Below are 23,074 nucleotides of genomic sequence, written 5' to 3' on the forward strand. Positions count from 1 at the left end.
CAAGGAGGCCAGGATGGCCAATGCAATCACGACGCCAACCACCCGATCCGCCAGCGCACGTGCCGTGCGCATGCCTCGCGCGCTGCGCGGCTGGGTCCTGCCGGTCGCGCTGATCGTCCTCTGGTGGGCCGCGGTGCGTTTCGGCTGGAGCACCTCGCCGCTGCTGGTGCCGGTTTCCAAGGTCTGGGACACGGCGGTGCAGCAGGTGCGCAGCGGCGCCCTCTTCGTGGCGCTCTCCGCCAGCCTGTGGCGCGACCTGGCGGGCTTCGCGCTCGGCGCCAGCGTGGGCCTGGTGTTCGGCACCGCGCTGGGGCTGTCGCGGCTGTTCGAGCAATTGTTCGGCCCGACCTTCCACACCATCAAGCAGATCTCGCTGTTTGCGTGGATTCCGCTGATCTCGGTGTGGTTCGGCCTGGGCGACACCGCCAAGGTGGTGTTCCTGTCGCTGGCGGCGTTCTTCCCCGTGGTGCTCAATACCTTCGAAGGCATCCGCGGCGTGCCCGCGGACCTGCTGGAAGTGGCCCGCGTGCTGAAGTACTCGCGCTGGCAGGTGCTGCTGCGCGTGGTGCTGCCGTCGGCCTCGCCGTCGATCTTTGCCGGCATCCACCTGGCCCTGATCTACGCATGGCTGGCCACGCTCGGCGCCGAGTACATGCTGGTCTCCGGCAAAGGCATCGGCAATACCATGACCGATGGCCGCGAGAATTTCTGGATGGACCTGGTGATCTTCGGCGTGATCGTGGTCGGGCTGGTCGGCTTCACGCTGAACTGGATCGCCAGCCGTATCGAAAGCCGCCTGCTGGCATGGCGCGGCCGCTCCGTCGCCGCGTTCTGAATCGCCGGCTCTCCCAACAACTCACTGGAGAAACCCGCTCATGGCCCATGCCGGCACGCTCAGCATCGAGCACCTGCGCAAGCAATATGAAGTCAAGGGCGAGCCCTTGCCCGTACTGGAAGACATCACCCTCTCGATCGCGCCCGGCGAGTTCGTCAGCATCGTCGGCGCCAGCGGCTGCGGCAAATCCACGCTGCTGCGGCTGGTGGTGGGGCTGGAGGAGGACTACAAAGGCGAGATCCTGCTCGACGGCAAGCGCGTGGCCGGCACCAGCCTGGACCGCGGCATCGTGTTCCAGGAGCACCGGCTGTTTCCCTGGCTGACGGTGGAGCAGAACATCCGCATGGCGCTGCTCAACGCCGACCTGACCGAGGCCGGGAAACGCCGCACCGTGCGCGAGCATATCGGGCTGGTCGGGCTGGCCGGCTTCGAGACCGCGTTTCCGCACCAGCTCTCCGGCGGCATGTCGCAGCGCGTGGCCATCGCCCGCGCGCTGGTCACGCGCCCGGAGATCCTGCTGCTGGACGAACCCTTCGGCGCGCTCGATGCGCTGACCCGCGCCTACCTGCAACAGGAGCTGCACCGCATCTGGCAGGCCGAGGGCATCACCATGATCCTGGTCACGCACGATGTGGAGGAAGCCATCTACCTGGGCGACCGCGTGGTGGTGATGGAACCGCGCCCCGGCCGCATCCGCCGCATCCTGCCGGTGCCGCTGGCGCATCCGCGCGACCGCGCGGCGCTGTCCTTCGCGCGGGTCAAGGACGATGTGCTGCAGGAATTCACCGGGCGCCCGGCCGACCTGGCCGAAGCGCCCATCCGGCGCCTGCCGGATCCCGACGCCGGCGGCGGGTTGCCGCCGCATATCCGGTTCGCGATCTGAATCGCACCCTATATTGCTCCCCTGATCGCGCCCTTTATTGCCACCCACAGGAGAATCCCAGATGACCCAGCAGCAAACCGCAGCCCAAGTCACGCTAGACATCCACCCGGTAGCGGGGCGCATCGGCGCCGAGATCCGCGGGCTAAAGCTGGCGCCGGACCTCGATGCCGCCACCTTCGGCGCCGTGCGCGCCGCGCTGTTGCGCCACAAGGTGCTGTTTTTCCGCGGCCAGGACCACCTCGACGATGCCGCGCAGGAAGGCTTCGCCAGCCTGTTCGGCACACCGGTGCCCCACCCTACCGTGCCCTCGCGCGACGGCACGCGGTTCCTGCTCGAACTCGATTCCGGGCACGGCGGCCGTGCCAACTCCTGGCATACCGATGTGACATTCGACCTGGCCTACCCGCAGGTCTCCGTGCTGCGTGGCGTGGTCATTCCGGAGGCCGGCGGCGACACCGTGTGGGCCAATACGGCGACGGCCTACCTGGATCTGCCGGAGGCATTGCGCGAACTGGCCGACCGGCTCTGGGCGCTCCACACCAACGACTACGATTACGCGGCCACCCGCAATACGGCCAGCACCGAGGCCATCAAGCGCTATCGCGAAGTGTTCACTTCCGCCATCTACGAAACCGAGCACCCGGTGGTGCGCGTGCATCCGGAGACCGGCGAGCGCACGCTGGTGCTGGGGCATTTCGTCAGGAAGCTGCTGGGCTACTCGTCGTCCGATTCGCAGCATCTGGTTTCCGTGCTGCAGGATCACGTGCATCGCCTGGAAAACACCGTGCGCTGGCGCTGGCGCGCGAACGACGTGGCGATCTGGGATAACCGCGCGACGCAGCACTATGCGATCAACGACTACGGCGACGCGCACCGCGTAGTGCGCCGCGTGACCATAGCGGGCGATGTACCGGTCAGCGTGGATGGGAGGCGGAGCGTGGCGGTGAAGTCGGGGGCGCCCAGGCACGGCGAGCCGGCTAATCACGCTGCCCCGGCAAGCGCGGCGGCCTAAGGCAACGGCATGCGGGTCCGCGCCGGGCGGTTCGCGCCCGGCCACTTTGCATTGCCTAGCTGATGCCTTGCATGCACTCCTTCGGATCGACAACCCCCAGGCTTTTGACAATCCTGAAGCTGCCGTTGCTTGCCTGTGCAATGTACATGTTCATGCGAACGTGATGCTGACCGGGCACCATTTCAGCCGGACCACCGGGCCCTTCAGCAATCCTTGCGTGGTCTAGCGCCTTGATGACATCCTCCTGCTTTAGCGAGCCCGCCTCCTTGACCGCAGCCTCCCAGAGCCTCAGGCCCCGGTACATGCCCGAACACGCGCTGCCGGCAGTGAACCTGGCAGTGCCCGGATAGCGCTTGTCGTACTGATCGATCAGTGTCTTGCTGAAGGCATCGCTGACGTTCTGGTAGTAGTCGAGGCAACTGTACAGGCCCTCCACATGCGCGGCCGGCACCAGGTTCAGGAAATTCTCGTCGAAATACGTGCAGACTATGTATCCGCCTCGCTGCGTGAAACCGGAGCGGTAGAGCTGCTCGAGGAACGGCGTGAGCCCGGGAGGGACGATGGTATTGAATACCACCTCTGCGCCAGTGGACGCGATCAGGTCGATTGTCTTGCCATAGTCGGCGTGATCGAGGGGAAAGTACTCCTCTCCGGCAATCGAGCCGCCGTGGGCCGTGACAACCTGACGGACCTTCTTGTTCATCGTGCGCGGCCAGATATAGTCCGCTGACGGCAGGTAGAATTTCCTCGCCCCCGTTTGCTGCATCAGCCAGGGTATGAGAGGCTCAACCTGCTGCGCTGGCACCGGGCCTGTGCAGAAGATCAGCGGGTCACATTCCTGTCCCTCGTATTGCTCCGGGTAAATGTAGAGCTTCTTGCCATTCACTACGGCAGGACCCTTGATCGCCTGCCGCGTGGAGCTGTAAATGCCACCGAAGAGCACATCGACCTGATCCTGCCGGATGAGCTTGGCAGCTTTGGCTTCCGCTACGCTGTCCGTGGTCGCGCTGTCCTCAAGGTACAGATCTATTTGCCGCCCCAGCAAGCCACCCGTTGCGTTGATGTCATCGATCACCATCCTGGCCACGTTTGCATTGGCGATTCCCGCGAACGAGAGCGGCCCCGTCTGGTCCGTGATGACGCCCACCTTGATGGATGATTCCTTCATGGCGCATCCCTCCTCTCAAGAATGCTGGCGGTAACGGCGCTCGCCAATTCTTGCTGCTGTCCTTCGCACTCAACCAGCATAGGTCAATTCAGGACCGTCCCGCCAGGATCGCGCCCATGCCGGGCGCAAAACGACAAAGGCGGCCCGGAGGCCGCCTTTGTCAGCGCTGATGCACAGATCGCTCAGTGCACCATCATATTGCTGTTCATGTTGTGCATGATCCACAGCGAGCCCGCCACCACGATCAGCAGGATCAGCGCGGTGAAGGCCAGCGCCATCACGTTCCAGCGCTGCTCCGAGGAGCTGTCCAGATGCAGGAAGTAGACCAGGTGCACAACGATCTGCACCACGGCCAGGCCCAGGATCACGGCCAGCGTGGTGGAGGCTTCCAGCGTGCCGCCCATCACCAGCTTGAACGGGATGACGGTCAGGATCACCGCCAGCACGAAGCCGATCACATAGGACTTGACGCTGCCGTGGCTAGCGCCGGCCGACGTGGTGCCATGCGCGTCGTGCGCGCCGGCGGTAGAAACGTTGCTGTGTTCCATTACATCGCTCCCATCAGGTAGACCACGGTGAACACGCCGATCCAGACGATGTCCAGAAAGTGCCAGAACAGCGCGAAGCAGGCCAGGCGCTTGGTCATGGTGGCGGTCAGGCCCTTGCGGGAGATCTGCCACATCAGCACGGCCATCCACAGCAGGCCGCTGGCCACGTGCAGGCCGTGGGTGCCCACCAGCGTGAAGAAGGAGGACAGGAACGCGCTGCGTTCCGGACCCGCGCCTTCGGCGATCATGTGATGGAACTCGTTGATTTCCATGCCGATGAACGCCACGCCCAGCAGGAAGGTCACGCCGAGCCAGAACTGCAGGCGGGCGCGCTGGCCGTTGTGCAGCGCGATCATCGCCATGCCGGAGGTCAGGCTGCTGAACAACAGCAGGAAGGTCTCGACCAGGACGTAGTTCAGTTCGAACAGTTCCTTGCCCGAGGGGCCGCCCGCCACTTCGCCGCGCAGCACCGCGAAAGCGGCGAACAGTCCGGCGAAGATGATGCAGTCGCTCATCAGGTACACCCAGAAACCGAACACCGTGTTGGCACTGGTGTCGTGATGGGCGTGGTCGTGCGAGTGGGCATGCGCCGCGTCGGCGGCATGCGCGGGATAACGATGTAGAGCTTCAGTCGTCATGATTCGATTCAGGCCTGTGACGCGATGCGCTGGAAATGGCTCGACTCAACCGCCTCGACTTCACGTGCGGGCACGTAGTAGTCGATATGGTCGTCGTTGCTGCGGAAGATGAAGCTGACGATCATGCCCACCAGGCCAACCGCCGCCAGCCACCAGATATGCCAGGTCAGGGCGAAGCCGAGCGCCAGGCTGAAGGCACCGATGTAGAAGCCAGCGCCGGTGTTCTTCGGCATGTGGATCTGCTCGTAGTGCGCCTGCATCTGCGGCAGCTCGCCGCGTGCCTTCATGTCGGCGAAGGCGTCGAGGTCACGCACCACCGGGGTGTGCGCGAAGTTGTAGAACGGCGGCGGCGACGAAGTTGCCCACTCCAGGGTACGGCCACCCCAGGGATCGCCGGTGACGTCGCGCAGTTCGTTGCGGCGGCGCACGCTGACAACGATCTGCAGGACCTGGAACACGATGCCGAGGCCGACAAACAGCGCACCCACCACGGCCACGTACAGGTACGGGTTCCACGCCGGGTTGTCGGTATGGTTCAGACGGCGGGTCATGCCCATGAAGCCCAGCGCGTACAGCGGCATGAAGGCCAGGTAGAAGCCGATGATCCAGCACCAGAACGCGCACTTGCCCAGGCCTTCGTCAAGCTTGAAGCCGAACGCCTTGGGGAACCAGTAGGTAATGCCGGCCAGGTAGCCGAACAGCACGCCGCCGATGATCACGTTGTGGAAGTGGGCGATCAGGAACAGGCTGTTGTGCAGCACGAAGTCAGCCGCCGGCACTGCCATCAGCACGCCGGTCATGCCGCCGATCACGAAGGTGACCATGAAGCCCAGCGTCCACAGCACGGGCGTGGTCATCTGCACGCGGCCGCGGTACATGGTGAACAGCCAGTTGAAGATCTTCACCCCGGTCGGGATGGAGATGATCATCGTGGTGATGCCGAAGAACGCGTTGACGTTGGCGCCCGAACCCATCGTGAAGAAGTGGTGCAGCCAGACCAGGAACGACAGCACCATGATGGCGCTGGTCGCGTAGACCATGCCCTTGTAGCCGAACAGCTTCTTGCCCGAGAACGTCGAGATGATTTCCGAGAAGATGCCGAACGCCGGCAGGATCAGGATGTACACCTCGGGGTGGCCCCAGATCCAGATCAGGTTCACGTACATCATGGCGTTGCCGCCCATCTCATTGGTAAAGAAGTGCATACCGAGATAGCGGTCCAGGCCCAGCAGGCCCAGCGTGACGGTCAGCACCGGGAAAGCGGCGATGATCAGCACGTTGGTGCACAGGGCGGTCCAGGTGAACACCGGCATGCGCATCAGGGTCATGCCCGGCGCGCGCATCTTGAGGATGGTCACCAGGAAGTTGACGCCGGTCAGCAAGGTGCCGAGACCCGAGATCTGCAAGCTCCAGAGGTAGTAGTCCACCCCCACCCCGGGGCTGTACGCAATCCCGGACAGCGGCGGGTAGGCCAGCCAGCCGGTACGCGCGAACTCGCCAACGCCCAGGGAGACGTTGACCAGCATGGCGCCGGCCACGAACAGCCAGAAGCTCAGCGTGTTGAGGAACGGGAAAGCCACGTCGCGCGCGCCGATCTGCAGCGGCACCACCAGGTTCATCAGGCCCGTCATCAGCGGCATCGCCACGAAGAAGATCATGATCACGCCGTGGGCGGTGAAGATCTGGTCGTAGTGCTCGGGCGGCAAAATGCCGGTGGCGCCGTTGGTGGACAGGGCCAGCTGGGTACGCATCATGATGGCGTCGGCAAAGCCGCGCAGCAGCATGATCAGCGCAACCACGGTGTACATGATGCCGATCTTCTTATGGTCGACCGAGGTGAACCAGTCGTTCCACAACCACTTCCACTTGCCGAAATAGGTGATCAGCGCGCATAGCGCCACCCCACCCAATGCCACCATCGACAACGTGCCCATGATGATGGGCTCGTGGAACGGGATGGCATCCAAACTCAATTTGCCAAACATCTTAACTCCTAGGAATTCGAGCCCGGCGCCGGCGTAGCGGGCGCGGCCATGGACACCTGGCTCACGCCAAGGGTGTTGCGCGAGGTGCAGACAGGACCGAACGACGTGCCGTTACCGGCGATCGCGCCGCCTGCGCCGTCCATGTACTTGTGCAGGATGCCGTGGTACAGCTGCGGATCGACCTTGGCGTAGAGCGCCACGGGATTCGCCTCGCTGGGCTTGGCCAGTTCGCTGTAGTCGGCCAGGGTCAGCTGGTTCGACGAAGCGCGGACCTGCTTGACCCATTGTTCGAAGTCGTAGTTGGAGACCGCCTTGGCCTTGAACTTCATGCCGGAGAAGCCGCCGCCGCTGTAGTTGGCCGACATGCCGTCAAAGATGCCGTTCTCGTTGGCGATCAGGTGCAGCTTGGTCTCCATGCCCGCCATGGCGTACACCTGGCTGCCCAGTTGCGGGATGAAGAAGGAGTTCATGATCGAATCGGACGTGATCTTGAAGTTCACCGGCGTGTTGACCGGGAACGCGATCTCGTTGACCGTGGCGATACCCAGTTCCGGATAAATGAACAGCCACTTCCAGTTCATCGCCACGGCCTCGATGGTGACGGGCTTGACGTTGGATTCGATGGGCTTGTAAGGGTCCAGGTCGTGAGAGGACTTCCACGTGATGATGCCCAGCACCAGGATGATCAGGCAGGGAATCAGCCACACCACCACTTCGATACCGGTGGAGTGCGACCAGTCCGGCTCGTAGCGGGCCGACTTATTGCTGGCGCGGTACTTCCAGGCGAAGGTAAAGACCAGGACGATCACCGGAATCACGACCAGCAGCATCAGCCAGGTCGCGATCAGGATGATGTTTTTGACGTCGGCGCCAATCTGGCCCTTCGGATCTAGCACGGTCATGTTGCATCCGGCCAGCAGCAGGGCGGCGCAAGGCAGTAACCGCGTCCAACGCGGAAGTTTGGGTATCTTCATGTCACGACTGGTTGAGTTGGCCACGGCAGCGACGGCGCGGCGCGGTTTTGCTGCCGGATGCGGGAGCAAGCGGCAGGCTTAAGGCTGGGGGAAACTGGGTCAGATCCGGGTCAAGCGCCCTGTGTGCCAGGCGACGCACCGATCAGGGGCAGGCTGGCTTGGTCCTTGTGGGACGGATCATTGTGGGACTGCGGTGGTCCACACAGGAGGATGTCGGCACGGCGACGCCCGGTATGTTCGCCCGGCGGGCAAACAGGGTATTCAGGTGAGGGTCGCGGTACGTCTGACATCGTGGCGCGAAATCTACCGCATCGCAGCATTGAGGGTAAACCCGTGAGCTAGAACACACTGTTCAGCAAATCGGACAATGCAACTTCTCCGCCCATCCCACGTTCAACTCCGCACTAGTTCAGGATAATTTTGCCTGCGGCAAGGTGTCGCAGGGGTGCGCACCCTTGAAAGCAGCTGCACCAATCCAGGAAGGGGCGCCATCACACGCGGAGCGTGACATCGATCACATTCATGGGTATCACCCGGCGCCGTTCTATTCAAATGCAATAAGCTTCGTTCCCCTCCCCGCGCGATTTCGCAACCATAGGGCCGCAGACAAACCAAGACCCTTCCCGGAGAAATCGCAATGCATCCTTTCCGCCGCTGGCTGCCCTTCGCGGGCCGCGCCCTGGCTATCGCCGCGCTGTCCTGGTCCGCCGCCGGCCATGCCGCCGACCTGGCCGTGCGCGTGGGCTACCAGAAGGCCGGCCTGCTTGCCGTGCTAAAGGCCCAGGGCTCGCTGGAGAAAAAGCTCGCCCCGCTCGGCTTCAAGGTGGAGTGGAAGGAATTCCCCGCCGGCCCGCAACTGCTCGAAGCGCTCAACGCCGGCGGCATCGATTTTGGCTACACCGGCGCACCGCCGGCTGTCTTCGCCCAGGCCGCGCGCGCCAACTTCGTCTACGTCGGCGCCGAGCCCGGTGGCAAGACCAACGAGGCGCTGTTCGTGCCGGAGAAATCCTCCATCCGCTCCGTGGCCGATCTCAGGGGCAAGCGCATCGCCCTGCAGAAGGGCTCCAGCTCCAACTACCTGCTGGTGCAGTTGCTGAAGAAGCATGGCCTCAGCCTGCAAGACATCCAGCCCATCTACCTGCCGCCGGCCGATGCGCGCGCCGCCTTCGAGAGCGGCAACGTGGACGCGTGGGTGGTCTGGGACCCGTACTACGCGCTGGCGCAAAAGGCGCTGAAGGTGCGCACTATCGCCGACTACGAAGGCGTGCCCTCGCCCTTCAACTTCTATGAAGCCGCCAACGGCTTCGTCAAGGCGCAGCCGCAGATCGTCAACGCCATCCTGGAGCAACTGCGCACGACCGGGCTGTGGGTGGTGAAGAACCCCGGCGAGACCGCCGCCCTGCTGGCGCCCGCCGTGGGCCTGGACATACAGGTGGTCGAAGCCTGGCTCAAGCGCGTGCCGTACGGCGCCACGCCGGTAACGCCGGAGGTGGTCGCCGTCCAGCAGCAGGTGGCCGACCTGTTCCATGAGCAAAAACTGATCCCCACCGCCGTCAAGGTGAAGGACAACGTCTGGCAGGCAAGCTTCCCGCTGGCCAGCCACTGAGCGGATCCGCGGCGGCCCCGGCCACGGTCCGCCACGGTGACATGCGGGAGCCACGACTGCTACCATGCCTGCTCCTGAGCGCCATCATTCCAACAAGAAGACAACGACATCATGAAAATCGAGACGATTGCCGTTCACGGCGGCTACTCCCCGGACCCGACCACCCGTGCGGTGGCCGTGCCCATCTACCAGACCGTGGCCTATGCGTTCGACAACGCGCAGCACGGCGCCGACCTGTTCGACCTCAAGGTGCCCGGCAATATCTACAGCCGCATCATGAATCCCACCAACGACGTGCTTGAGCAGCGCCTGGCCGCGCTCGAGGGCGGCGTGGGCGCGCTGGCGCTGGCGTCCGGCATGGCGGCCATCACCTACGCCATCCAGACCATCGCCGAGGCCGGCGACAACATCATCTCGGCCAGCCAGCTCTACGGCGGCACCTACAACCTGTTTGCCCACACGCTGCCGCTGTCCGGCATCGAGACCCGCTTTGCCGACGGCCGCAATCCCGCCGCCTTCGGCGACCTGGTGGACGCGCGCACCAAGGCGATCTTCGTCGAATCCGTGGGAAATCCGCTGGGCAATATCGTCGACATCGAAGCCATTGCCAAGGTGGCGCACAACCACGGCATCCCGCTGATCGTCGACAACACCGTGCCGTCGCCCTACCTGTGCCGGCCCTTCGAACACGGCGCCGACATCGTCGTGCACTCGCTCACCAAATACCTGGGCGGCCATGGCAACAGCGTGGGCGGCGCCATCGTCGACAGCGGCAAGTTCCCGTGGGCCGAGCACAAGGCACGCTTCAAGCGCCTGAACGAACCCGACGTGTCCTACCACGGCGTGGTCTACACCGAAGCGCTCGGCGCCGCCGCCTATATCGGCCGCGCGCGCGTGGTGCCGCTGCGCAATACCGGCGCGGCGCTGTCGCCGTTCAATGCCTTCCTGATCCTGCAAGGCATCGAGACGCTGGCGCTGCGGCTGGACCGCATCACCGAGAACGCGCTGGCGGTGGCGCGTCACCTGAAGGCCAGCCCGAAGGTGGAATGGGTCAACTTCGCCGGCCTGCCCGAGCACCCGGACCACGCGCTGGTACAACGCTACCTGGGCGGACGCGGGCCGGGCATTTTGTCGTTTGGCCTGAAGAGCGGCGGCCGCGAAGCCGGTGCACGCTTCCTCGATGCGTTGCAGCTGTTCACGCGCCTGGTCAACATCGGCGACGCCAAGTCGCTGGCAACGCATCCGGCATCGACCACGCACCGTCAGCTCGACGCGGCGGAACTGAAGGCCGCCGGTGTCAGCGAAGACATGGTGCGGCTGTCGATCGGCATCGAGCATATCGACGATCTGCTGGAAGACCTGGAGCGGGCGCTGGCTGCGGCCTGAGTCCTGCGTGTGTAGCGCCGCGGCGCGGCGCTGGCGAAAAAGGCCGGTGGCATGGTGCCACCGGCCTTTTAGCTTTCTGCCGTCCGGTTTCCGCGCGTTGGTCCTGATGTCACTCCGGAGACTACGACGCTTGCTCCCAGTCGCGCAGCATCGTTTCCGCCGCCTCAATAAAACCGGCGCCGTGCATGCAGTGACCCAAATAAAAACGCCCGCTGGTTAAGCGGGCGCAAACCCAATTCCCTTGGGGGGAACGGAGGAGACGTCTCAATACTAGCCGCAATCCGGGTTATCCCGCAACGATGCAATTGCCATATGCATATTCCGCAGCGCAATAACCGATGCCTGTACAAAGCGCCTGGAATCGCAATCCTTGCTTATGCACCAGCGTTATATGACCATGCACATTTACTCGTTCCTTGAACGTATCAACTTCCCTACAATGGCCTGCTTGTTGGCGCCACGCCGGCACGCCACGATGCACATAATCCAATAAGGGGAGCTTTAGATGAAGATGGGTTTCGGGATTCGACTGATTGCCGCGGTGCTCGCGCTTGGCGTTATCCAGACGGCCGGCGCGGCCGATCCGGACAAGAAGGAAATCCGCTTCGGCGCCACCGCCGGTCCGTACTCCGACCAGATCCGCTACGGCATCAAGCCCCTGCTGGAAAAGAAGGGCTACAAGGTCACCATCGTTGAATTCAGCGACTACGTGCAGCCCAACCTGGCGCTGGCCGATGGCGCCATCGACGCCAACGCGTTTCAGCACGTGGCCTACCTGAAGAAGTTCTCCGGCGACCGCAAGCTGCAACTGTCCGAAGTCATCCAGGTGCCCACCGCGCCGATCGGCATCTATAGCCGCAAGCACAAGTCGCTGACGGAAGTGAAGCCGGGCGCTTCGGTGTCGCTGCCCAACGATCCGTCCAACCTGGCGCGCGCCATCGCCATGCTGCAGCAGATCGGCTGGATCACGCTGAAGGCCGGCACGGACCCGATCCGTGCCAGCGAGCGCGATATCGAAGGGAATCCGAACAAGCTCAAGCTGATCCAGCTCGAAGCCGCGCAACTGCCGCGCTCGCTCGACGACGTGGACTATGCCTTCGTCAACGGCAACTTCGCGTTGTCCTCGGGCCTCAAGCTGACCGAGGCGCTGAGCCTGGAGAAGATCCCCGACTACTACATGAACCTGGTTGCCGTGCGCACCGCCGACACCGGCAAGCCGTTCGTCAAGGACATCCGCGACGCGTACCAGTCGCCGGAGTTCAAGGCCACCACGCAGCAGCGTTTTGCCGGCTTCCTGCCTCCGGCGTACCAGCGCTAAGCCAGGCCGCGCACCGATGGCGCGGCGCTGCCAGGGAGCCCCCATGCGGGGCTCTTTTTTTTGGCTCTTCGCCGATCTGCGTGATGGGGTGAGGGTCTCAAAACGACGCTAAGCGGAAGTTGGTCCGATGCTATACAAGCTCTGCGAGTCGCATTTCAATGGTCGAGAGTGCATTTCTGAACAGCCAATGCCACCGATCCGATGGAGCGTGACCTAACGGATGCCAAAAAAATCTGAAGTCATGACCGCCATCGTCCTTTGCGTGATGCACCCAATTGTTCGGTAGCGAACGGGTCGCCTCACAGATGTGCAGAGACCATATCTGGTGTYCGTAACCGGATTGCCATAAGCCCAAGTCGACCGTAGCCACTCCATTTACACCAGACTCTTCGCACAGTTCGCGGACGGCGGCATCCGCGGGATGTTCTTCGGCCTCGATAGTGCCCTTGATAATCTGTAGACCGGCCAGGGGGTGCTCAAATGCCAGGATCTCAAGGCGGTTCTGCGCTGTTCTCAGCACGACAGGACATGCTTTGGTCGGTTTCATATGGGATTCTCTGCGAAAGGACCTAGTAGATATCAGAATCACAGCGTCGAGCTTGATGAAGTCTAACGCACTCGACCCAGCCGATATTCATTGGACCTTTCTTTGACGCGCCATCATGCACATCGGCACGCACCGGCGCCGGCTTATCCACACCTCCCCGCATAAGCAACTGCGGCATTCTTCGTTCCCCGCCCCCGTGCCATGCCCTACGCTCTTGTGCTGATGATGGAGTCGGCGGAACACACGGGGAGAGCGACAATGACAAAGTTGACAAGGGCATTCGACAGGCGGCGCCGGCAAATCGTGGTGGGCAGCCTGGCCACCGCGGGCACCGCAGCGACATTCGGCCTGGCCTTGCCCGCGCGCGCGCAGGCGCAGGCGCAAAAACACACGCTACGCATCGGCTTCCAGAAATCGTCCACGCTGATGATCCTGCTGAAATCGCGCGAGACGCTGGAGAAGGCACTGGCGCCACTGGGCGCGTCGGTGCAATGGTATGAATTCACCTCCGGGCTGCCGCTGCTGGAGTCGCTCAATATCGGCAATCTCGACCTGAGCGCCGACGTGGCCGACGCGGTGCCGCCCTTCGCGCTCGCTGCCGGCGCCAACCTGACCTACTACGCCATCGAGACGCCCTCGCCCGAGGCGCAGGCGATCGTGGTGCGGCAGGATTCGCCGATCAGGGAAATCGCGCAGCTCAAGGGCCAGCGCATCGCTTTTGCCAAGGGGGCGGGCGCGCATTACCTGCTGCTCGAAGCCCTGGCCAGCGCGGGCCTGTCGATCCGCGACATCGAGCCCGCCTACCTGAGCCCGGCCGACGCGCGCGCCGCCTTCGAGCGCGGGAGCGTGGCGGCCTGGGTGATCTGGGACCCTTTCCTGGCAGCCGTGCAACGCCAGGCCAACGCCCGCATCCTGCGCGACGGCAAGGGCCTGTCGAGTTACCGGCGCTTCTACCTGGCCGCCACGCCCTATGCGCAGCGGCATGCGGACGTGCTGGCGGTGGTCTACGATGAGCTGCGCCGCGCCGGCGAATGGATCAAGCAAAACCCCGCCGTCGCCGCGCAATGGCAAGCACCGCTGATTGGCCTGGACGCACCCACCGTGGAAGCCGCCAACCGCCGCCGGACCTACCAGGTGCAGACCGTGGACGCGGCATCGCTCGACGAGCAGCAGCGCATTGCGGATGCCTTCACCAGCCAGAAGATCCTGCCGCGCAAGGTGGTGGTGGCGGAGTCCCCGGTGTGGCGGCGCGCCTGAGCTTTCGGGACGCCAGCCACTGAAGCTTGCGTCCCGGCCACCGTCAGCCTCAGCTTGCCGCAGCCACCTTGAAGCGCGCCGCCGGCACGCTGCGCGACAGGTTCGGCCCCAGCGCCGCGCGGGCGGCCTCGAAGGCGTCCCAGTCGGCCGCGTCCGGCAGAGACGGCAGCGTCACCACTTCGCCCTGGTCCAGCCCGGACAGGGCCGCGTCGACCAGGTCGTCCGCGCTCATCACCCACCCTTGCGGCAGGCTCTCCACCGGCTTCCCGGCCACATCCCAGAACTCCGTGCGGATCGCGCCGGGCAGCACAGCCTGCACCCGCACCCCCTTGTCCGCCAGCTCGTGCTGGAGCGACTGCGTAAAGGCCAGCACAAAGGCCTTTGATCCGCCGTACACGCCGTTGAGCAGCTCGGGCGCCACCGCCACGATCGACGCAATGTTGATGATCGTCCCCCTGCCGCGGGCCACGAGTCCATGCGCGGCGGCGTAGGTCAGCCGGGTCAGCGCCGTGACATTGAGTGCAATCATCGCCTGCATCTTGGCGGCATCTGACTCGAGCAACGGACCGGCGGCGCCGATGCCCGCATTGTTGACCAGCAATGTGATGCTGGCGTCGGTGCGCAGCAGCGTCTCAAGGCGGCCGACGTCGGCGTCCGCGCCAAGGTCCGCGGTCACGATCTCGACGGAGCGCCCGGTCTCGCTGGTCAGGCGGCCGGCCAGCCTGGCGAGCCGTTCGCGGTTGCGTGCGACCAGGATCAGGTCGTAGCCGCGCCGGGCAAGCCGGTCCGCGTAGACGGCGCCGATCCCCGAGGATGCCCCGGTAATCAAGGCCGTGCCGCGATGCAGCGTGGTTGCTGTGGTTGCTGTGGTTGCTGTGGTTGCTGTGGTTGCTGTGGTTGCTGCCATGTTCGTTCTCCGATGCTGCTGCCGGCCCCATGCCGGCCCTCACGGAACGAAGATTAGGTGCATAATCCAGTGGCATCAATGTCATAGATGCCACCTTTTCCGCCATCGTCGGGATTCGCCATGCTACGTATCGGAATCGTCCTTTATCCTGGGTTCCAGGTCATGAACCTGGGCGTCACCACGGTCCTGGAGTTCGCCAACCGCACCGCCGGCAAGGCCCTCTACGACGTCCGCCTGCTGTCCGAGCATGGCGGCCCGGTAGCCACCTCGGCCGGCTTTTCGGTTACTACCGAGCCATTCGGCGATGAGGCGTTCGATACCCTGCTGGTAGTCGGCGACAACGATATCCAGCCCGCGTCGCCGGGCCTGGTGGCGTTCCTCCGGCAAGCGGCAACTTCCACCCGGCGCGTCTGCGCCACCTGCACCGGCGCGTTCAACCTTGCCGAAGCGGGCCTGCTCGACGGCCGCCGCGCCACCACCCACTGGTTCTATGCGGCCCGGTTGCGGCGTGCCTATCCCGGGGTCAGCGTGGAGGAAGACCGCATTTTCATCATCGACGGGCCCGTGTGGACCTCGGCAGGCATGACCGCCTGCATCGACCTGGCGCTCGCGCTGGTCGAGAAGGATGCCGGCGCCGTGATCGCGCGCCAGGTGGCGCGCAAGCTCGTGGTCTATCACCGCCGCGCCGGCGGGCAATCGCAGTTCTCCGCGCTGCTGGAACTCGAACCCAAATCCGATCGCATCCAGTCCGCCCTCGCCTTTGCCCGGCAAAACCTGCATGAAGGCTTGTCGGTCGAGCAACTGGCCAACGCCGCGAACCTCAGCCCCCGCCAGTTCAGCCGCGCCTTCCGCGAGGAGACCGGGCAAACCCCGGCCAAGGCGGTGGAACACCTGCGCATCGAAGCCGCGCGGCTGATGATGGAGTCCGGCCGGCACCCGGTCGACGTGGTGGCGCGCGAGACCGGTTTCGGCGATCGCGAGCGGATGCGGCGGGCGTTCCTGCGGGCATTCGGGCAGCCGCCGCAGGCGATACGGCGGATGACGAGGGTGGAGGAGGAACCGGCGCAGGCTTGAGGGAAGCGGCGCCCGCGCCCGACGCGGGCGCCCTGCCTTACGCCGCGATCCGCGTTGCTCCCGCCTCGCGCCGCGCCACCAGATCCAGCGCCACATCGACGATCATGTCTTCCTGGCCGCCCACCATGCGGCGCTTGCCCAGTTCCACCAGGATGTCGACGGTCTTCAGCGCATAACGCGCGGCCGCGGCCTCGGCATGGCGCAGGAAGCTGGAATAGACGCCGGCATAGCCCAGCGCCAGCGTCTCGCGATCCACCCGCACCGGGCGGTCCTGCAGCGGGCGCACGATCTCGTCGGCGGCATCCATCAGCGTGTAGAGGTCGCAGCCATGGTGCCAGCCCAGCCTGCTCGCCGCGGCGATGAATACCTCCAGCGGCGCGTTGCCGGCGCCCGCGCCCATGCCGGCCAGGCTGGCGTCGACGCGGTCGCACCCCTCCTCCACGGCGACGATGGAGTTGGCCACGCCCAGGCTCAGGTTGTGGTGCGCGTGCATGCCGGTCTGGGTTTCCGGCTTGAGCACATCCTTGAAGGCGCGGAAGCGGTCGCGCACGTCGTTCATATTGAGCGCGCCGCCGGAATCCACCACATAGACAGTCTGCGCGCCATAGCTTTCCATCAACCTGGCTTGCTGCGCCAGCGCGGCGGGCGTGGTCATGTGGCTCATCATCAGGAAGCCCACCGTGTCCATGCCGAGTTCGCGCGCGTACTCGATATGCTGGCGCGAGACATCGGCCTCGGTACAGTGCGTGGCAACCCGCACCACGCGCGCGCCGGCGTCGTACGCGGCGCGCAGGTCGTGCACGGTGCCCACGCCGGGCAGCAGCAGGGTGGCGACCTTTGCATGGCGTACCGTTTCGGCCGCGGCGGCGATCCATTCGAGATCGGTATGCGCGCCGAAGCCGTAGTTGAAGCTGGAGCCGGCCAGGCCATCGCCGTGCGCGACTTCGATCGAATCCACCCTGGCCGCGTCCAGCGCCGCCGCGATGCGGCGCACGTCGTCCAGGCTGTACTGGTGGCGGATGGCGTGGCTGCCGTCGCGCAGCGTGACATCCGAGATATAGAGTTTCTTCTGCGTGGCTTGCTGGGTCATGTGTTGTCTCCGTGCGCCCGCCGCTTACGCGGCCAGCCGGGTTTCCGCCAGGCGCTCGGCGCAGGCGAGCGCGGCGCTGGTCATGATGTCGAGGTTGCCGGCATAAGCGGGCAGGTAGTGGGCGGCGCCTTCCACTTCGAGGAAAATCGATGTCTTTAGCCCGCTCATCGGCCCCAGCCCCGGGATGTTCAACGGCGCGGACGGATCGATGCGCTCGAACTGCACGCGCTGCTTGAGCCGGTAGCCGGGCACATAGGCCTGCACCGCCTTCGCCATGGCTTCCACGCTGGCTTCCATCGCCGCTTCGTCGGCGTTCTCGGATAGCGTAAACACCGTGTCGCGCATCATCAGCGGCGGCTCCGCCGGGTTCAGCACAATGATGGCCTTGCCGCGCGCCGCGCCGCCTACCGAGCAGATCGCCTGGCTGGTGGTCTCGGTGAACTCATCGATATTGGCGCGCGTGCCCGGCCCGGCCGACCTGCTGGAGATGGACGCGACGATCTCGGCATAGTGCACCTTCGCCACGCGCGATACCGCCGCCACCATCGGGATGGTGGCCTGGCCGCCGCAGGTGACCATATTGATATTGCTGGCGCCGAGCTGCTGGTCCAGGTTGACCACCGGCACAACGTAAGGCCCGATCGCGGCCGGGGTCAGGTCGATCACCTGGATGCCGTGCTGCTGCAGGATCTTGTTGTGGTGCGAATGCGCGCCGGCAGAGGTGGCATCGAAGGCGATGCGGATCTCGCCGAATCCGTCCATCCTCACCAGGCCTTCGATGCCCTCGGCCGTGGTGGGCACGCCCAGCCGCGCGGCCCGGGCCAGGCCGTCCGACGCGGCGTCGATGCCGACCATGGCACCCATCTCCAGATGCCGGCCGTGGCGCATTACCTTGATCATCAGGTCCGTGCCGATGTTGCCCGAACCGATGATGGCTACCTTGTGCTTGCCGGGCGGATGGCTGCCGCCGGCGCCTGCTTTCATGTCCATGTTGTCTCCGTGCCCGGGCAGTCCAGTGCCGCCAGGCATTCCGTATGCCGCTCCCTCAGCGGCCGAGTTCCTTCGCTGTCTTGCCCGCGATGCCAAACTGCGTCTTGGGCACCTCGGTGATCATCACGCGCACGCTCTCGATCGGCGCACCGATCGATTCCACGGCGGCGTCCGTCAGCGCGCTGATCAGGCGGGCCTTTTGTTCTTCGGTCCGGCCTTCGATCAGAAACACTTGCATGATGGGCATGGCTCTTCTCCTGCTGTGTGGGTTGAGTGGGCAATATCGTACAGCGCCACCATCACGCTGGCCTGGCGCATCAGACGAAGCGCATCGATACAGCGCCGAGATGCTGGTAGCGCACCGTGATGTTGTCACCGGCCGCCACCGCGATGGCCTCGGTCACGCCGCCGGTCATGATGAAGACGCCCGCCGGCAGCTCGCGCCCACGCGCACCGAGCATGTTCGCCAGCATGGCCACGCTGCTGGCCGGATGGCCCAGCACCGCCGCGCCGGCCGCCGTGGCGACCACTTCGCCGTTCTTCTCCAGCACCACGCCGAGGTTCTTCAGGTCGATGCCTTGCGCGCTGCAATGCGTGCCGCCCGCCACGAAGCGGGCCGACGAAGTGTTGTCCGCGATCACGCTCTTCAAGTCGAAACGGAAGTTCTCGTAGCGCGAGTCGATCACCTCCACCGCGGGCAGCACGAAATCGGTGGCGGCGAGCACGTCGCCGATATGGCAACCCGGCCCCTTGAGCGGATGCTTGAGGACGAAGGCGATCTCGGCTTCCACCTTGGGATGGATCAGCGATGCGGTATCGATGGCGCCGCCGTCCATGCAGGCGCCGTAGTCGGTCAGGAAGCCGTAGACCGGTTCGGTCACGCCCATCTGGCGCATCTTGGCGAAGGAGGTCAGCCCCATCTTGAGGCCGGCGATGCGGGTGCCGCGCGCTTCCTTGCGTGCCCGGATCGCGTCCTGGATGGCATAGGCGTCATCCCAGTCCATGTCGGGATGGGTGTCGGTGATCTTGCGCACGGGCTCACGATTGAGCTCGGCGTTTTCCAGGTGCTCGGCGAGCTGCTGGATGATGTCTTGGGTGAGTTTCATGGCGATGTCCCGGGCTGCTTATCCAGATCTGGGGTCCGTTCAAATGAAGCGCACACCGGCCGAGCCGATGCCGCCCAGGCTGATGCGAAGCTGGTCGCCGGCCTTGACCGGCACCATCGCGGCGAGCGAGCCGGACAGGATTACCTCGCCCTTCTTCAGCCCGATGCCGAGGCGGCCCAGCGTATTGGCCAGCCACGCCACGGCGTTGGCCGGATGGCCGAGCGCGGCGGCGCCCGCGCCAGTGGCGACGATCTCGCCGTTCTTCTCCAGCGTCATGCCGACCGTGCCGAGATCGAGGCCGCGCGGGTCCACCGCCGCATCGCCCAGCACGAATACGCCCGAGGACGCGTTGTCCGCCACCGTGTCCTGGATGCGGATCTTCCAGTCGCGGATGCGCGAGTCGACGATCTCGAAGCACGGCAGCACGTAGGCGGTGGCGCGCAGCACATCGGCATTGGTCACGCCCGGGCCTTCCAGGTCTTCCTTGAGCACGAAGGCGATCTCGCCTTCGGCCTTGGGCGCGATCAGCGTATCGGCGGCAATGGCCGCGCCATCGGCGTAGACCATGCCGGAGAGCAGGTGCCCGAAGTCCGGCTGGCGCACATCGAGCATGTCCATCACTACCCGGCTGGTCACGCCGATCTTCTTGCCGATCACGTGCTCGCCGGCGTCCAGCCGGTGCTGCACCATGGCGAGCTGGATGCGGTAGGCATCATCGATGGACAGCTCGGGGTAGCTCCCGGTCAGCGGCGCGACGGCCTGCCGCGTGGACAGCGCGTGGTGCAGGCTGGCGCCGATGTCGAGGATTTGTTCGGGTTTCATGGACTGGCTCACAGTTTCACGCACACATTGCGCAGCTCGGTATAGAACTCCAGCGAATGCACCCCGCCCTCGCGGCCGATGCCGGATTGCTTGGCGCCGCCAAAGGCGGTGCGCAGGTCGCGCAGGAACCAGGCGTTGATCCAACAGATGCCGACGTCCAGGGCGCTACCCATGCGGTGGGCGGTGCCCAAGTTGGATGTCCACACCGTGGCGGCCAGGCCGTAAGGCGTGTCGTTGGCAAGGTGGATCACTTCTTCCTCGGTATCGAACGGCGCGATATGGCAGCAGGGGCCGAAGATCTCCTCGCGGATCACGGCCGCATCCTCGGGCAGCCCGGTCCAGATGGTGGGCTGCACCCAGGCGCCTTCGGCCAGCGCGCCGGGCATCTCGGGCACGCCGCCGCCAGTGACCACGGTGGCGCCCGCCTCCGCCGCCTTCTTGTAGTAGGACAGCACCTTGGCGCGATGCTCCAGCGACACCAGCGGGCCCATGTTCACGCCCTCGTCGCCCGGTCGGCCAATGCGCAAGCCCTCGGCCCTGGCCTTGAGCGCCGCGACGAAGCGCTCGAAGATGGGCCGCTGCACGTAGACGCGCTCGGTGCCCAGGCAAACCTGGCCGCTGTTCTCGAAGGCCGAGCGGGTGATGCCGGCGACTGCCTTGTCGAAGTCCGCGTCGGCGAACACGATGCCGGCGTTCTTGCCGCCCAGTTCGAACGAGACGGGGCGCACGCCATTGGCGGCGGCTCTCATGATGGCCTCGCCGGTACGGGTCTCGCCGGTAAACGTGATGCCGTTCACATCCGGGTGCGCGCTCAGGAAGGCCCCGGCGGAATCCGGGCCGAAGCCGTGGACCACGTTATAGACGCCCGGCGGCACACCGGCCTCGTTCATCACTTCGCCCAGCAGCGTGGCGGTGGCGGGGGTTTCCTCGGACGGCTTGACCACGACTGTATTGCCGCATGCCAGCGCCGGGCTGACCTTCCAGGTCATCAGCAGCAGCGGCAGGTTCCACGGGCACACCACACCGATCACGCCGCGCGGCGAGCGCACCGCGTAGTTGATGGCCTCGCCGCCGTCCGGCGTGGCCATGGCGAAGCTCTCGGTCGGCACATTCTTGATCAGGTCGGCGAAGACCTTGAAGTTGGCCGCGCCGCGCGGGATATCGATATGGCTGGCGAGGGACAGCGGCTTGCCCGTGTCGGCGATCTCGGCTTGCAGGAAATCGTCGAAGCGGCGGTTGATGCCGTCCGCTACGGCGTGCAGTATCTCGACACGCCGTGCCACGGTCATCTTGCCCCAAGGGCCTTTCAGCGCTTGCCTTGCCGCTGCGACCGCGGCATCGACCTCGGCCTGCCCGGCTTCGTGCACACGGGCGATCAGGCTGTTGTCGACCGGGTTGCGGTCGTCGAACTGGCGGTTGGTGGCCACCCATTCGCCGTTGATGAAGTTCTTGAACTCTTTCATGTTGTCTCGCTGGTTGCGGCAGCGTGCGCCGCATCTTGCTGGTGATTCGCCTTTCTCCCCTCTCCCGCAAGCGGGAAAGGGGAGAAAACACTTGGCATCGGCCGTGACGCTACGCCGGGAATCAGGTCAATACACTCAGGAACGCATCGTTCAGCTTCCGGTCGTGATAGAAGATCGCCCGGCCCAGTTCGTTGTCGGTCCAGGTGATGGTCGGCTTGTCTGGATAGTGGATATACCCGCCGGAGAAGACCTCATTCCGGTTGCCAGAAGGGTCAAAGAAGTAGATGGTGGCGCCGCGCGTAATGCCATGCCGCGTCGGCCCGATATCGAGCGACACATCCTTCTTGGAAATGATGTCGGCGGCCTTCAGCACCTCGCCCCAGTTGTCCAGGTTGAACGACGCGTGATGGAACTTGTTCTTCTCGGCATGACGAATGAACGCAATGTCATGCGCCTTGTTGGAACAGGTCAGGAAAGCGCCGATCATCATCTTGTCCGGGCCGGCCACCACCTGCTCGGCCAGCGTGAAGCCAAGCACGTCGCGGAACAGCCTGACGGTGCCATCCAGATCGTCGCCATACAGCAAGCAATGATCGAAGCGGCTGGGCGCCATGCCGCGCAGGTCGTCCGGCCACGGGTCCGGGTTGCTGTCGCCGGTCAGGCAGCCCAGCTTGTCCTTGTCGGCGAAGAGCTCGATCGGATGGCCGGTGGGAATGGTGAAACGGAAGCGCACGCCGGTATGCGGATGCTCGCCGGCAGGAATCCACCGGAAATCCGATGCGAGGCCGGACTGCTCCACCTCCCGCGCCAGCCGTTCCAGCGTGCGGCCGCTATCGACGCGGAAACCCATGTAGTCCATGCCCGGGCTGTCGGCCTCGCGCAGCACCACGCTGTGGTGGTCGTGCTCGTCCCAGGCCTTCAGGTAGACGCGCCCTTTGTCGTCGCGCGCGGTTTCGATCAGTCCGAGTACTTCGGTGTAGTGTTTCAGCGCCGGTTCGAGTTCCAGCACGCGCAATGCCACGTGCCCGGGGCGCAATACGCCTGTCAATGCCATGACGGTCTCCTTGATGATGGGGTTATCGGTCCATCTTTTTTATTGCTACGTTTTGCTGCAAGCTTGCTACGTTGATCCCTTCGCTTCCTGTTCATCCCACCGCTCCCGCTGCCGGTCCAGGCAGCGCTGCAGCAGCGCCACCGGCCGCAGGCGGATATCGCTGTCCGGATAGGCCTTGCACGCCAGCACCAGGCCACTGCCCTCCTCCTCGGCCGACAGGCAGGCCCGGCTCATCTTGCCGGTGCGGTAGCGGCCGGCCTCGATGCGCACCTTGCAAACCCCGCAGCCGCCGCCACGGCAGCCGGCGGGTATGCCGCGCTTGCCAAGCGCTTCCATCGCGCGCAACAGGTTCTGCTCCGGCGCGCACGGATAGCGCTGGCCGCTTCCCGCGATCTCCACGGTATGCATGGC

The 23,074-nt window shown here is 64.9% G+C and carries 23 protein-coding genes; 8 read left to right on the top strand and 15 right to left on the bottom strand.

Annotated elements, in window-relative coordinates:
• Nucleotides 1-13: 13 nt before the first annotated feature.
• From AC1DT6_RS32460 to AC1DT6_RS32470, 3 genes are all read left to right on the top strand, one after another.
• A complete protein-coding gene (locus AC1DT6_RS32460; protein WP_441629361.1) occupies nucleotides 14-835 on the top strand; it encodes an ABC transporter permease in 822 nt (273 codons plus the stop codon).
• 40 nt (nucleotides 836-875) lie between these two features.
• Nucleotides 876-1,718, top strand: coding sequence for an ABC transporter ATP-binding protein (locus AC1DT6_RS32465; protein ID WP_441629362.1), 843 nt, complete (start codon nucleotides 876-878; stop codon nucleotides 1,716-1,718).
• A 61-nt stretch (nucleotides 1,719-1,779) separates the two neighbouring features.
• Nucleotides 1,780-2,730 carry a TauD/TfdA dioxygenase family protein gene (locus tag AC1DT6_RS32470; protein ID WP_441629363.1) on the top strand — a complete coding sequence of 317 codons (951 nt, stop codon included), beginning with the start codon at nucleotides 1,780-1,782 and terminating at the stop codon, nucleotides 2,728-2,730.
• A 55-nt stretch (nucleotides 2,731-2,785) separates the two neighbouring features.
• On the opposite strand, the gene AC1DT6_RS32475 is transcribed toward AC1DT6_RS32470, so the two are convergent.
• The 5 genes from AC1DT6_RS32475 to cyoA form a co-directional block, all read right to left on the bottom strand.
• Complete coding sequence (locus AC1DT6_RS32475) at nucleotides 2,786-3,898, bottom strand: substrate-binding protein (protein WP_441629364.1); 1,113 nt, start codon at nucleotides 3,896-3,898, stop codon at nucleotides 2,786-2,788.
• Between the two features lie 182 nt (nucleotides 3,899-4,080).
• A complete protein-coding gene (locus AC1DT6_RS32480; protein WP_035866677.1) occupies nucleotides 4,081-4,446 on the bottom strand; it encodes a cytochrome o ubiquinol oxidase subunit IV in 366 nt (121 codons plus the stop codon).
• The gene (cyoC, locus tag AC1DT6_RS32485) at nucleotides 4,446-5,084 is read right to left on the bottom strand and encodes a cytochrome o ubiquinol oxidase subunit III (protein WP_035866678.1); all 639 of its coding nucleotides are present in this window, start codon (nucleotides 5,082-5,084) and stop codon (nucleotides 4,446-4,448) included. Before cyoC ends, AC1DT6_RS32480 begins: the two co-directional genes overlap by 1 nt.
• 8 nt (nucleotides 5,085-5,092) lie before the next feature.
• The gene (gene cyoB, locus AC1DT6_RS32490; RefSeq protein WP_441629365.1) at nucleotides 5,093-7,069 is read right to left on the bottom strand and encodes a cytochrome o ubiquinol oxidase subunit I; all 1,977 of its coding nucleotides are present in this window, start codon (nucleotides 7,067-7,069) and stop codon (nucleotides 5,093-5,095) included.
• 8 nt (nucleotides 7,070-7,077) lie between these two features.
• Complete coding sequence (gene cyoA / locus AC1DT6_RS32495) at nucleotides 7,078-8,043, bottom strand: ubiquinol oxidase subunit II (RefSeq protein ID WP_276288204.1); 966 nt, start codon at nucleotides 8,041-8,043, stop codon at nucleotides 7,078-7,080.
• A 637-nt stretch (nucleotides 8,044-8,680) separates the two neighbouring features.
• Here cyoA and AC1DT6_RS32500 point away from each other — a divergent pair.
• The 3 genes from AC1DT6_RS32500 (at nucleotide 8,681) to AC1DT6_RS32510 (ending at nucleotide 12,353) form a co-directional block, all read left to right on the top strand.
• Nucleotides 8,681-9,649 carry an aliphatic sulfonate ABC transporter substrate-binding protein gene (locus tag AC1DT6_RS32500; RefSeq protein WP_441629366.1) on the top strand — a complete coding sequence of 323 codons (969 nt, stop codon included), beginning with the start codon at nucleotides 8,681-8,683 and terminating at the stop codon, nucleotides 9,647-9,649.
• Between the two features lie 111 nt (nucleotides 9,650-9,760).
• Nucleotides 9,761-11,035, top strand: coding sequence for an O-acetylhomoserine aminocarboxypropyltransferase/cysteine synthase family protein (locus AC1DT6_RS32505; RefSeq protein ID WP_276288202.1), 1,275 nt, complete (start codon nucleotides 9,761-9,763; stop codon nucleotides 11,033-11,035).
• A gap of 505 nt (nucleotides 11,036-11,540) precedes the next feature.
• Nucleotides 11,541-12,353: a MetQ/NlpA family ABC transporter substrate-binding protein gene (locus AC1DT6_RS32510; RefSeq protein WP_441629367.1), complete on the top strand. Its 813-nt coding sequence runs from the start codon at nucleotides 11,541-11,543 to the stop codon at nucleotides 12,351-12,353.
• Between the two features lie 130 nt (nucleotides 12,354-12,483).
• On the opposite strand, the gene AC1DT6_RS32515 is transcribed toward AC1DT6_RS32510, so the two are convergent.
• A complete protein-coding gene (locus AC1DT6_RS32515; RefSeq protein ID WP_477115250.1) occupies nucleotides 12,484-12,900 on the bottom strand; it encodes an NUDIX hydrolase in 417 nt (138 codons plus the stop codon).
• 258 nt (nucleotides 12,901-13,158) lie between these two features.
• On the opposite strand from AC1DT6_RS32515, the gene AC1DT6_RS32520 reads away from it, so the two are divergent.
• Complete coding sequence (locus AC1DT6_RS32520) at nucleotides 13,159-14,157, top strand: aliphatic sulfonate ABC transporter substrate-binding protein (RefSeq protein WP_441629369.1); 999 nt, start codon at nucleotides 13,159-13,161, stop codon at nucleotides 14,155-14,157.
• Nucleotides 14,158-14,206: 49 nt separating this feature from the next.
• Here the strand turns inward: AC1DT6_RS32520 and AC1DT6_RS32525 are convergent, their stop codons facing one another.
• A complete protein-coding gene (locus AC1DT6_RS32525) occupies nucleotides 14,207-15,064 on the bottom strand; it encodes an SDR family NAD(P)-dependent oxidoreductase (protein ID WP_441629370.1) in 858 nt (285 codons plus the stop codon).
• A gap of 120 nt (nucleotides 15,065-15,184) precedes the next feature.
• On the opposite strand from AC1DT6_RS32525, the gene AC1DT6_RS32530 reads away from it, so the two are divergent.
• The gene (locus tag AC1DT6_RS32530) at nucleotides 15,185-16,138 is read left to right on the top strand and encodes a GlxA family transcriptional regulator (RefSeq protein WP_441629371.1); all 954 of its coding nucleotides are present in this window, start codon (nucleotides 15,185-15,187) and stop codon (nucleotides 16,136-16,138) included.
• 37 nt (nucleotides 16,139-16,175) lie between these two features.
• Here AC1DT6_RS32530 and dmpG read toward each other — a convergent pair whose 3' ends face one another.
• From dmpG to AC1DT6_RS32570, 8 genes are all read right to left on the bottom strand, one after another.
• On the bottom strand, nucleotides 16,176-17,228 hold the full coding sequence (dmpG, locus tag AC1DT6_RS32535) for a 4-hydroxy-2-oxovalerate aldolase (protein WP_441629372.1): 1,053 nt from the start codon (nucleotides 17,226-17,228) through the stop codon (nucleotides 16,176-16,178).
• 24 nt (nucleotides 17,229-17,252) lie between these two features.
• A complete protein-coding gene (locus tag AC1DT6_RS32540; RefSeq protein ID WP_441629373.1) occupies nucleotides 17,253-18,218 on the bottom strand; it encodes an acetaldehyde dehydrogenase (acetylating) in 966 nt (321 codons plus the stop codon).
• A 55-nt stretch (nucleotides 18,219-18,273) separates the two neighbouring features.
• Complete coding sequence (locus AC1DT6_RS32545; RefSeq protein ID WP_441629374.1) at nucleotides 18,274-18,594, bottom strand: 2-hydroxymuconate tautomerase; 321 nt, start codon at nucleotides 18,592-18,594, stop codon at nucleotides 18,274-18,276.
• Nucleotides 18,536-19,324, bottom strand: a complete 789-nt coding sequence (gene dmpH / locus AC1DT6_RS32550; protein WP_441629375.1) for a 2-oxo-3-hexenedioate decarboxylase — start codon at nucleotides 19,322-19,324, stop codon at nucleotides 18,536-18,538. The genes AC1DT6_RS32545 and dmpH overlap by 59 nt, the downstream gene beginning before the upstream one ends.
• 39 nt (nucleotides 19,325-19,363) lie before the next feature.
• Nucleotides 19,364-20,146 carry a 2-oxopent-4-enoate hydratase gene (gene dmpE, locus AC1DT6_RS32555; protein ID WP_441629376.1) on the bottom strand — a complete coding sequence of 261 codons (783 nt, stop codon included), beginning with the start codon at nucleotides 20,144-20,146 and terminating at the stop codon, nucleotides 19,364-19,366.
• Nucleotides 20,147-20,154: 8 nt separating this feature from the next.
• The gene (locus AC1DT6_RS32560; protein ID WP_441629377.1) at nucleotides 20,155-21,609 is read right to left on the bottom strand and encodes a 2-hydroxymuconic semialdehyde dehydrogenase; all 1,455 of its coding nucleotides are present in this window, start codon (nucleotides 21,607-21,609) and stop codon (nucleotides 20,155-20,157) included.
• Between the two features lie 121 nt (nucleotides 21,610-21,730).
• Nucleotides 21,731-22,663 (bottom strand): catechol 2,3-dioxygenase, encoded by a 933-nt coding sequence (locus AC1DT6_RS32565; RefSeq protein ID WP_441629378.1) that lies wholly within the window; start codon nucleotides 22,661-22,663, stop codon nucleotides 21,731-21,733.
• Nucleotides 22,664-22,729: 66 nt separating this feature from the next.
• Complete coding sequence (locus tag AC1DT6_RS32570; protein WP_441629379.1) at nucleotides 22,730-23,071, bottom strand: 2Fe-2S iron-sulfur cluster binding domain-containing protein; 342 nt, start codon at nucleotides 23,069-23,071, stop codon at nucleotides 22,730-22,732.
• Nucleotides 23,072-23,074 lie beyond the last annotated feature (3 nt).

The organism is Cupriavidus sp. 01L45, assembly GCF_056399885.1.

Bases quoted from the DNA above. Each gene is read 5' to 3' on its own strand.
- AC1DT6_RS32520 (WP_441629369.1), top strand. From the start codon at position 13,159: ATGACAAAGTTGACAAGGGCATTCGACAGGCGGCGCCGGCAAATCGTG.
- AC1DT6_RS32500 (WP_441629366.1), top strand. From the start codon at position 8,681: ATGCATCCTTTCCGCCGCTGGCTGCCCTTCGCGGGCCGCGCCCTGGCT.
- AC1DT6_RS32540 (WP_441629373.1), bottom strand. From the start codon at position 18,218: ATGGACATGAAAGCAGGCGCCGGCGGCAGCCATCCGCCCGGCAAGCAC.
- AC1DT6_RS32570 (WP_441629379.1), bottom strand. From the start codon at position 23,071: ATGCATACCGTGGAGATCGCGGGAAGCGGCCAGCGCTATCCGTGCGCG.
- AC1DT6_RS32565 (WP_441629378.1), bottom strand. From the start codon at position 22,663: ATGGCATTGACAGGCGTATTGCGCCCCGGGCACGTGGCATTGCGCGTG.
- AC1DT6_RS32460 (WP_441629361.1), top strand. From the start codon at position 14: ATGGCCAATGCAATCACGACGCCAACCACCCGATCCGCCAGCGCACGT.
- AC1DT6_RS32465 (WP_441629362.1), top strand. From the start codon at position 876: ATGGCCCATGCCGGCACGCTCAGCATCGAGCACCTGCGCAAGCAATAT.
- AC1DT6_RS32510 (WP_441629367.1), top strand. From the start codon at position 11,541: ATGAAGATGGGTTTCGGGATTCGACTGATTGCCGCGGTGCTCGCGCTT.
- AC1DT6_RS32505 (WP_276288202.1), top strand. From the start codon at position 9,761: ATGAAAATCGAGACGATTGCCGTTCACGGCGGCTACTCCCCGGACCCG.
- dmpH (WP_441629375.1), bottom strand. From the start codon at position 19,324: ATGAAACTCACCCAAGACATCATCCAGCAGCTCGCCGAGCACCTGGAA.
- AC1DT6_RS32470 (WP_441629363.1), top strand. From the start codon at position 1,780: ATGACCCAGCAGCAAACCGCAGCCCAAGTCACGCTAGACATCCACCCG.
- cyoA (WP_276288204.1), bottom strand. From the start codon at position 8,043: ATGAAGATACCCAAACTTCCGCGTTGGACGCGGTTACTGCCTTGCGCC.
- AC1DT6_RS32525 (WP_441629370.1), bottom strand. From the start codon at position 15,064: ATGGCAGCAACCACAGCAACCACAGCAACCACAGCAACCACAGCAACC.
- dmpG (WP_441629372.1), bottom strand. From the start codon at position 17,228: ATGACCCAGCAAGCCACGCAGAAGAAACTCTATATCTCGGATGTCACG.
- dmpE (WP_441629376.1), bottom strand. From the start codon at position 20,146: ATGAAACCCGAACAAATCCTCGACATCGGCGCCAGCCTGCACCACGCG.
- cyoB (WP_441629365.1), bottom strand. From the start codon at position 7,069: ATGTTTGGCAAATTGAGTTTGGATGCCATCCCGTTCCACGAGCCCATC.
- AC1DT6_RS32480 (WP_035866677.1), bottom strand. From the start codon at position 4,446: ATGGAACACAGCAACGTTTCTACCGCCGGCGCGCACGACGCGCATGGC.
- AC1DT6_RS32475 (WP_441629364.1), bottom strand. From the start codon at position 3,898: ATGAAGGAATCATCCATCAAGGTGGGCGTCATCACGGACCAGACGGGG.
- cyoC (WP_035866678.1), bottom strand. From the start codon at position 5,084: ATGACGACTGAAGCTCTACATCGTTATCCCGCGCATGCCGCCGACGCG.
- AC1DT6_RS32530 (WP_441629371.1), top strand. From the start codon at position 15,185: ATGCTACGTATCGGAATCGTCCTTTATCCTGGGTTCCAGGTCATGAAC.
- AC1DT6_RS32560 (WP_441629377.1), bottom strand. From the start codon at position 21,609: ATGAAAGAGTTCAAGAACTTCATCAACGGCGAATGGGTGGCCACCAAC.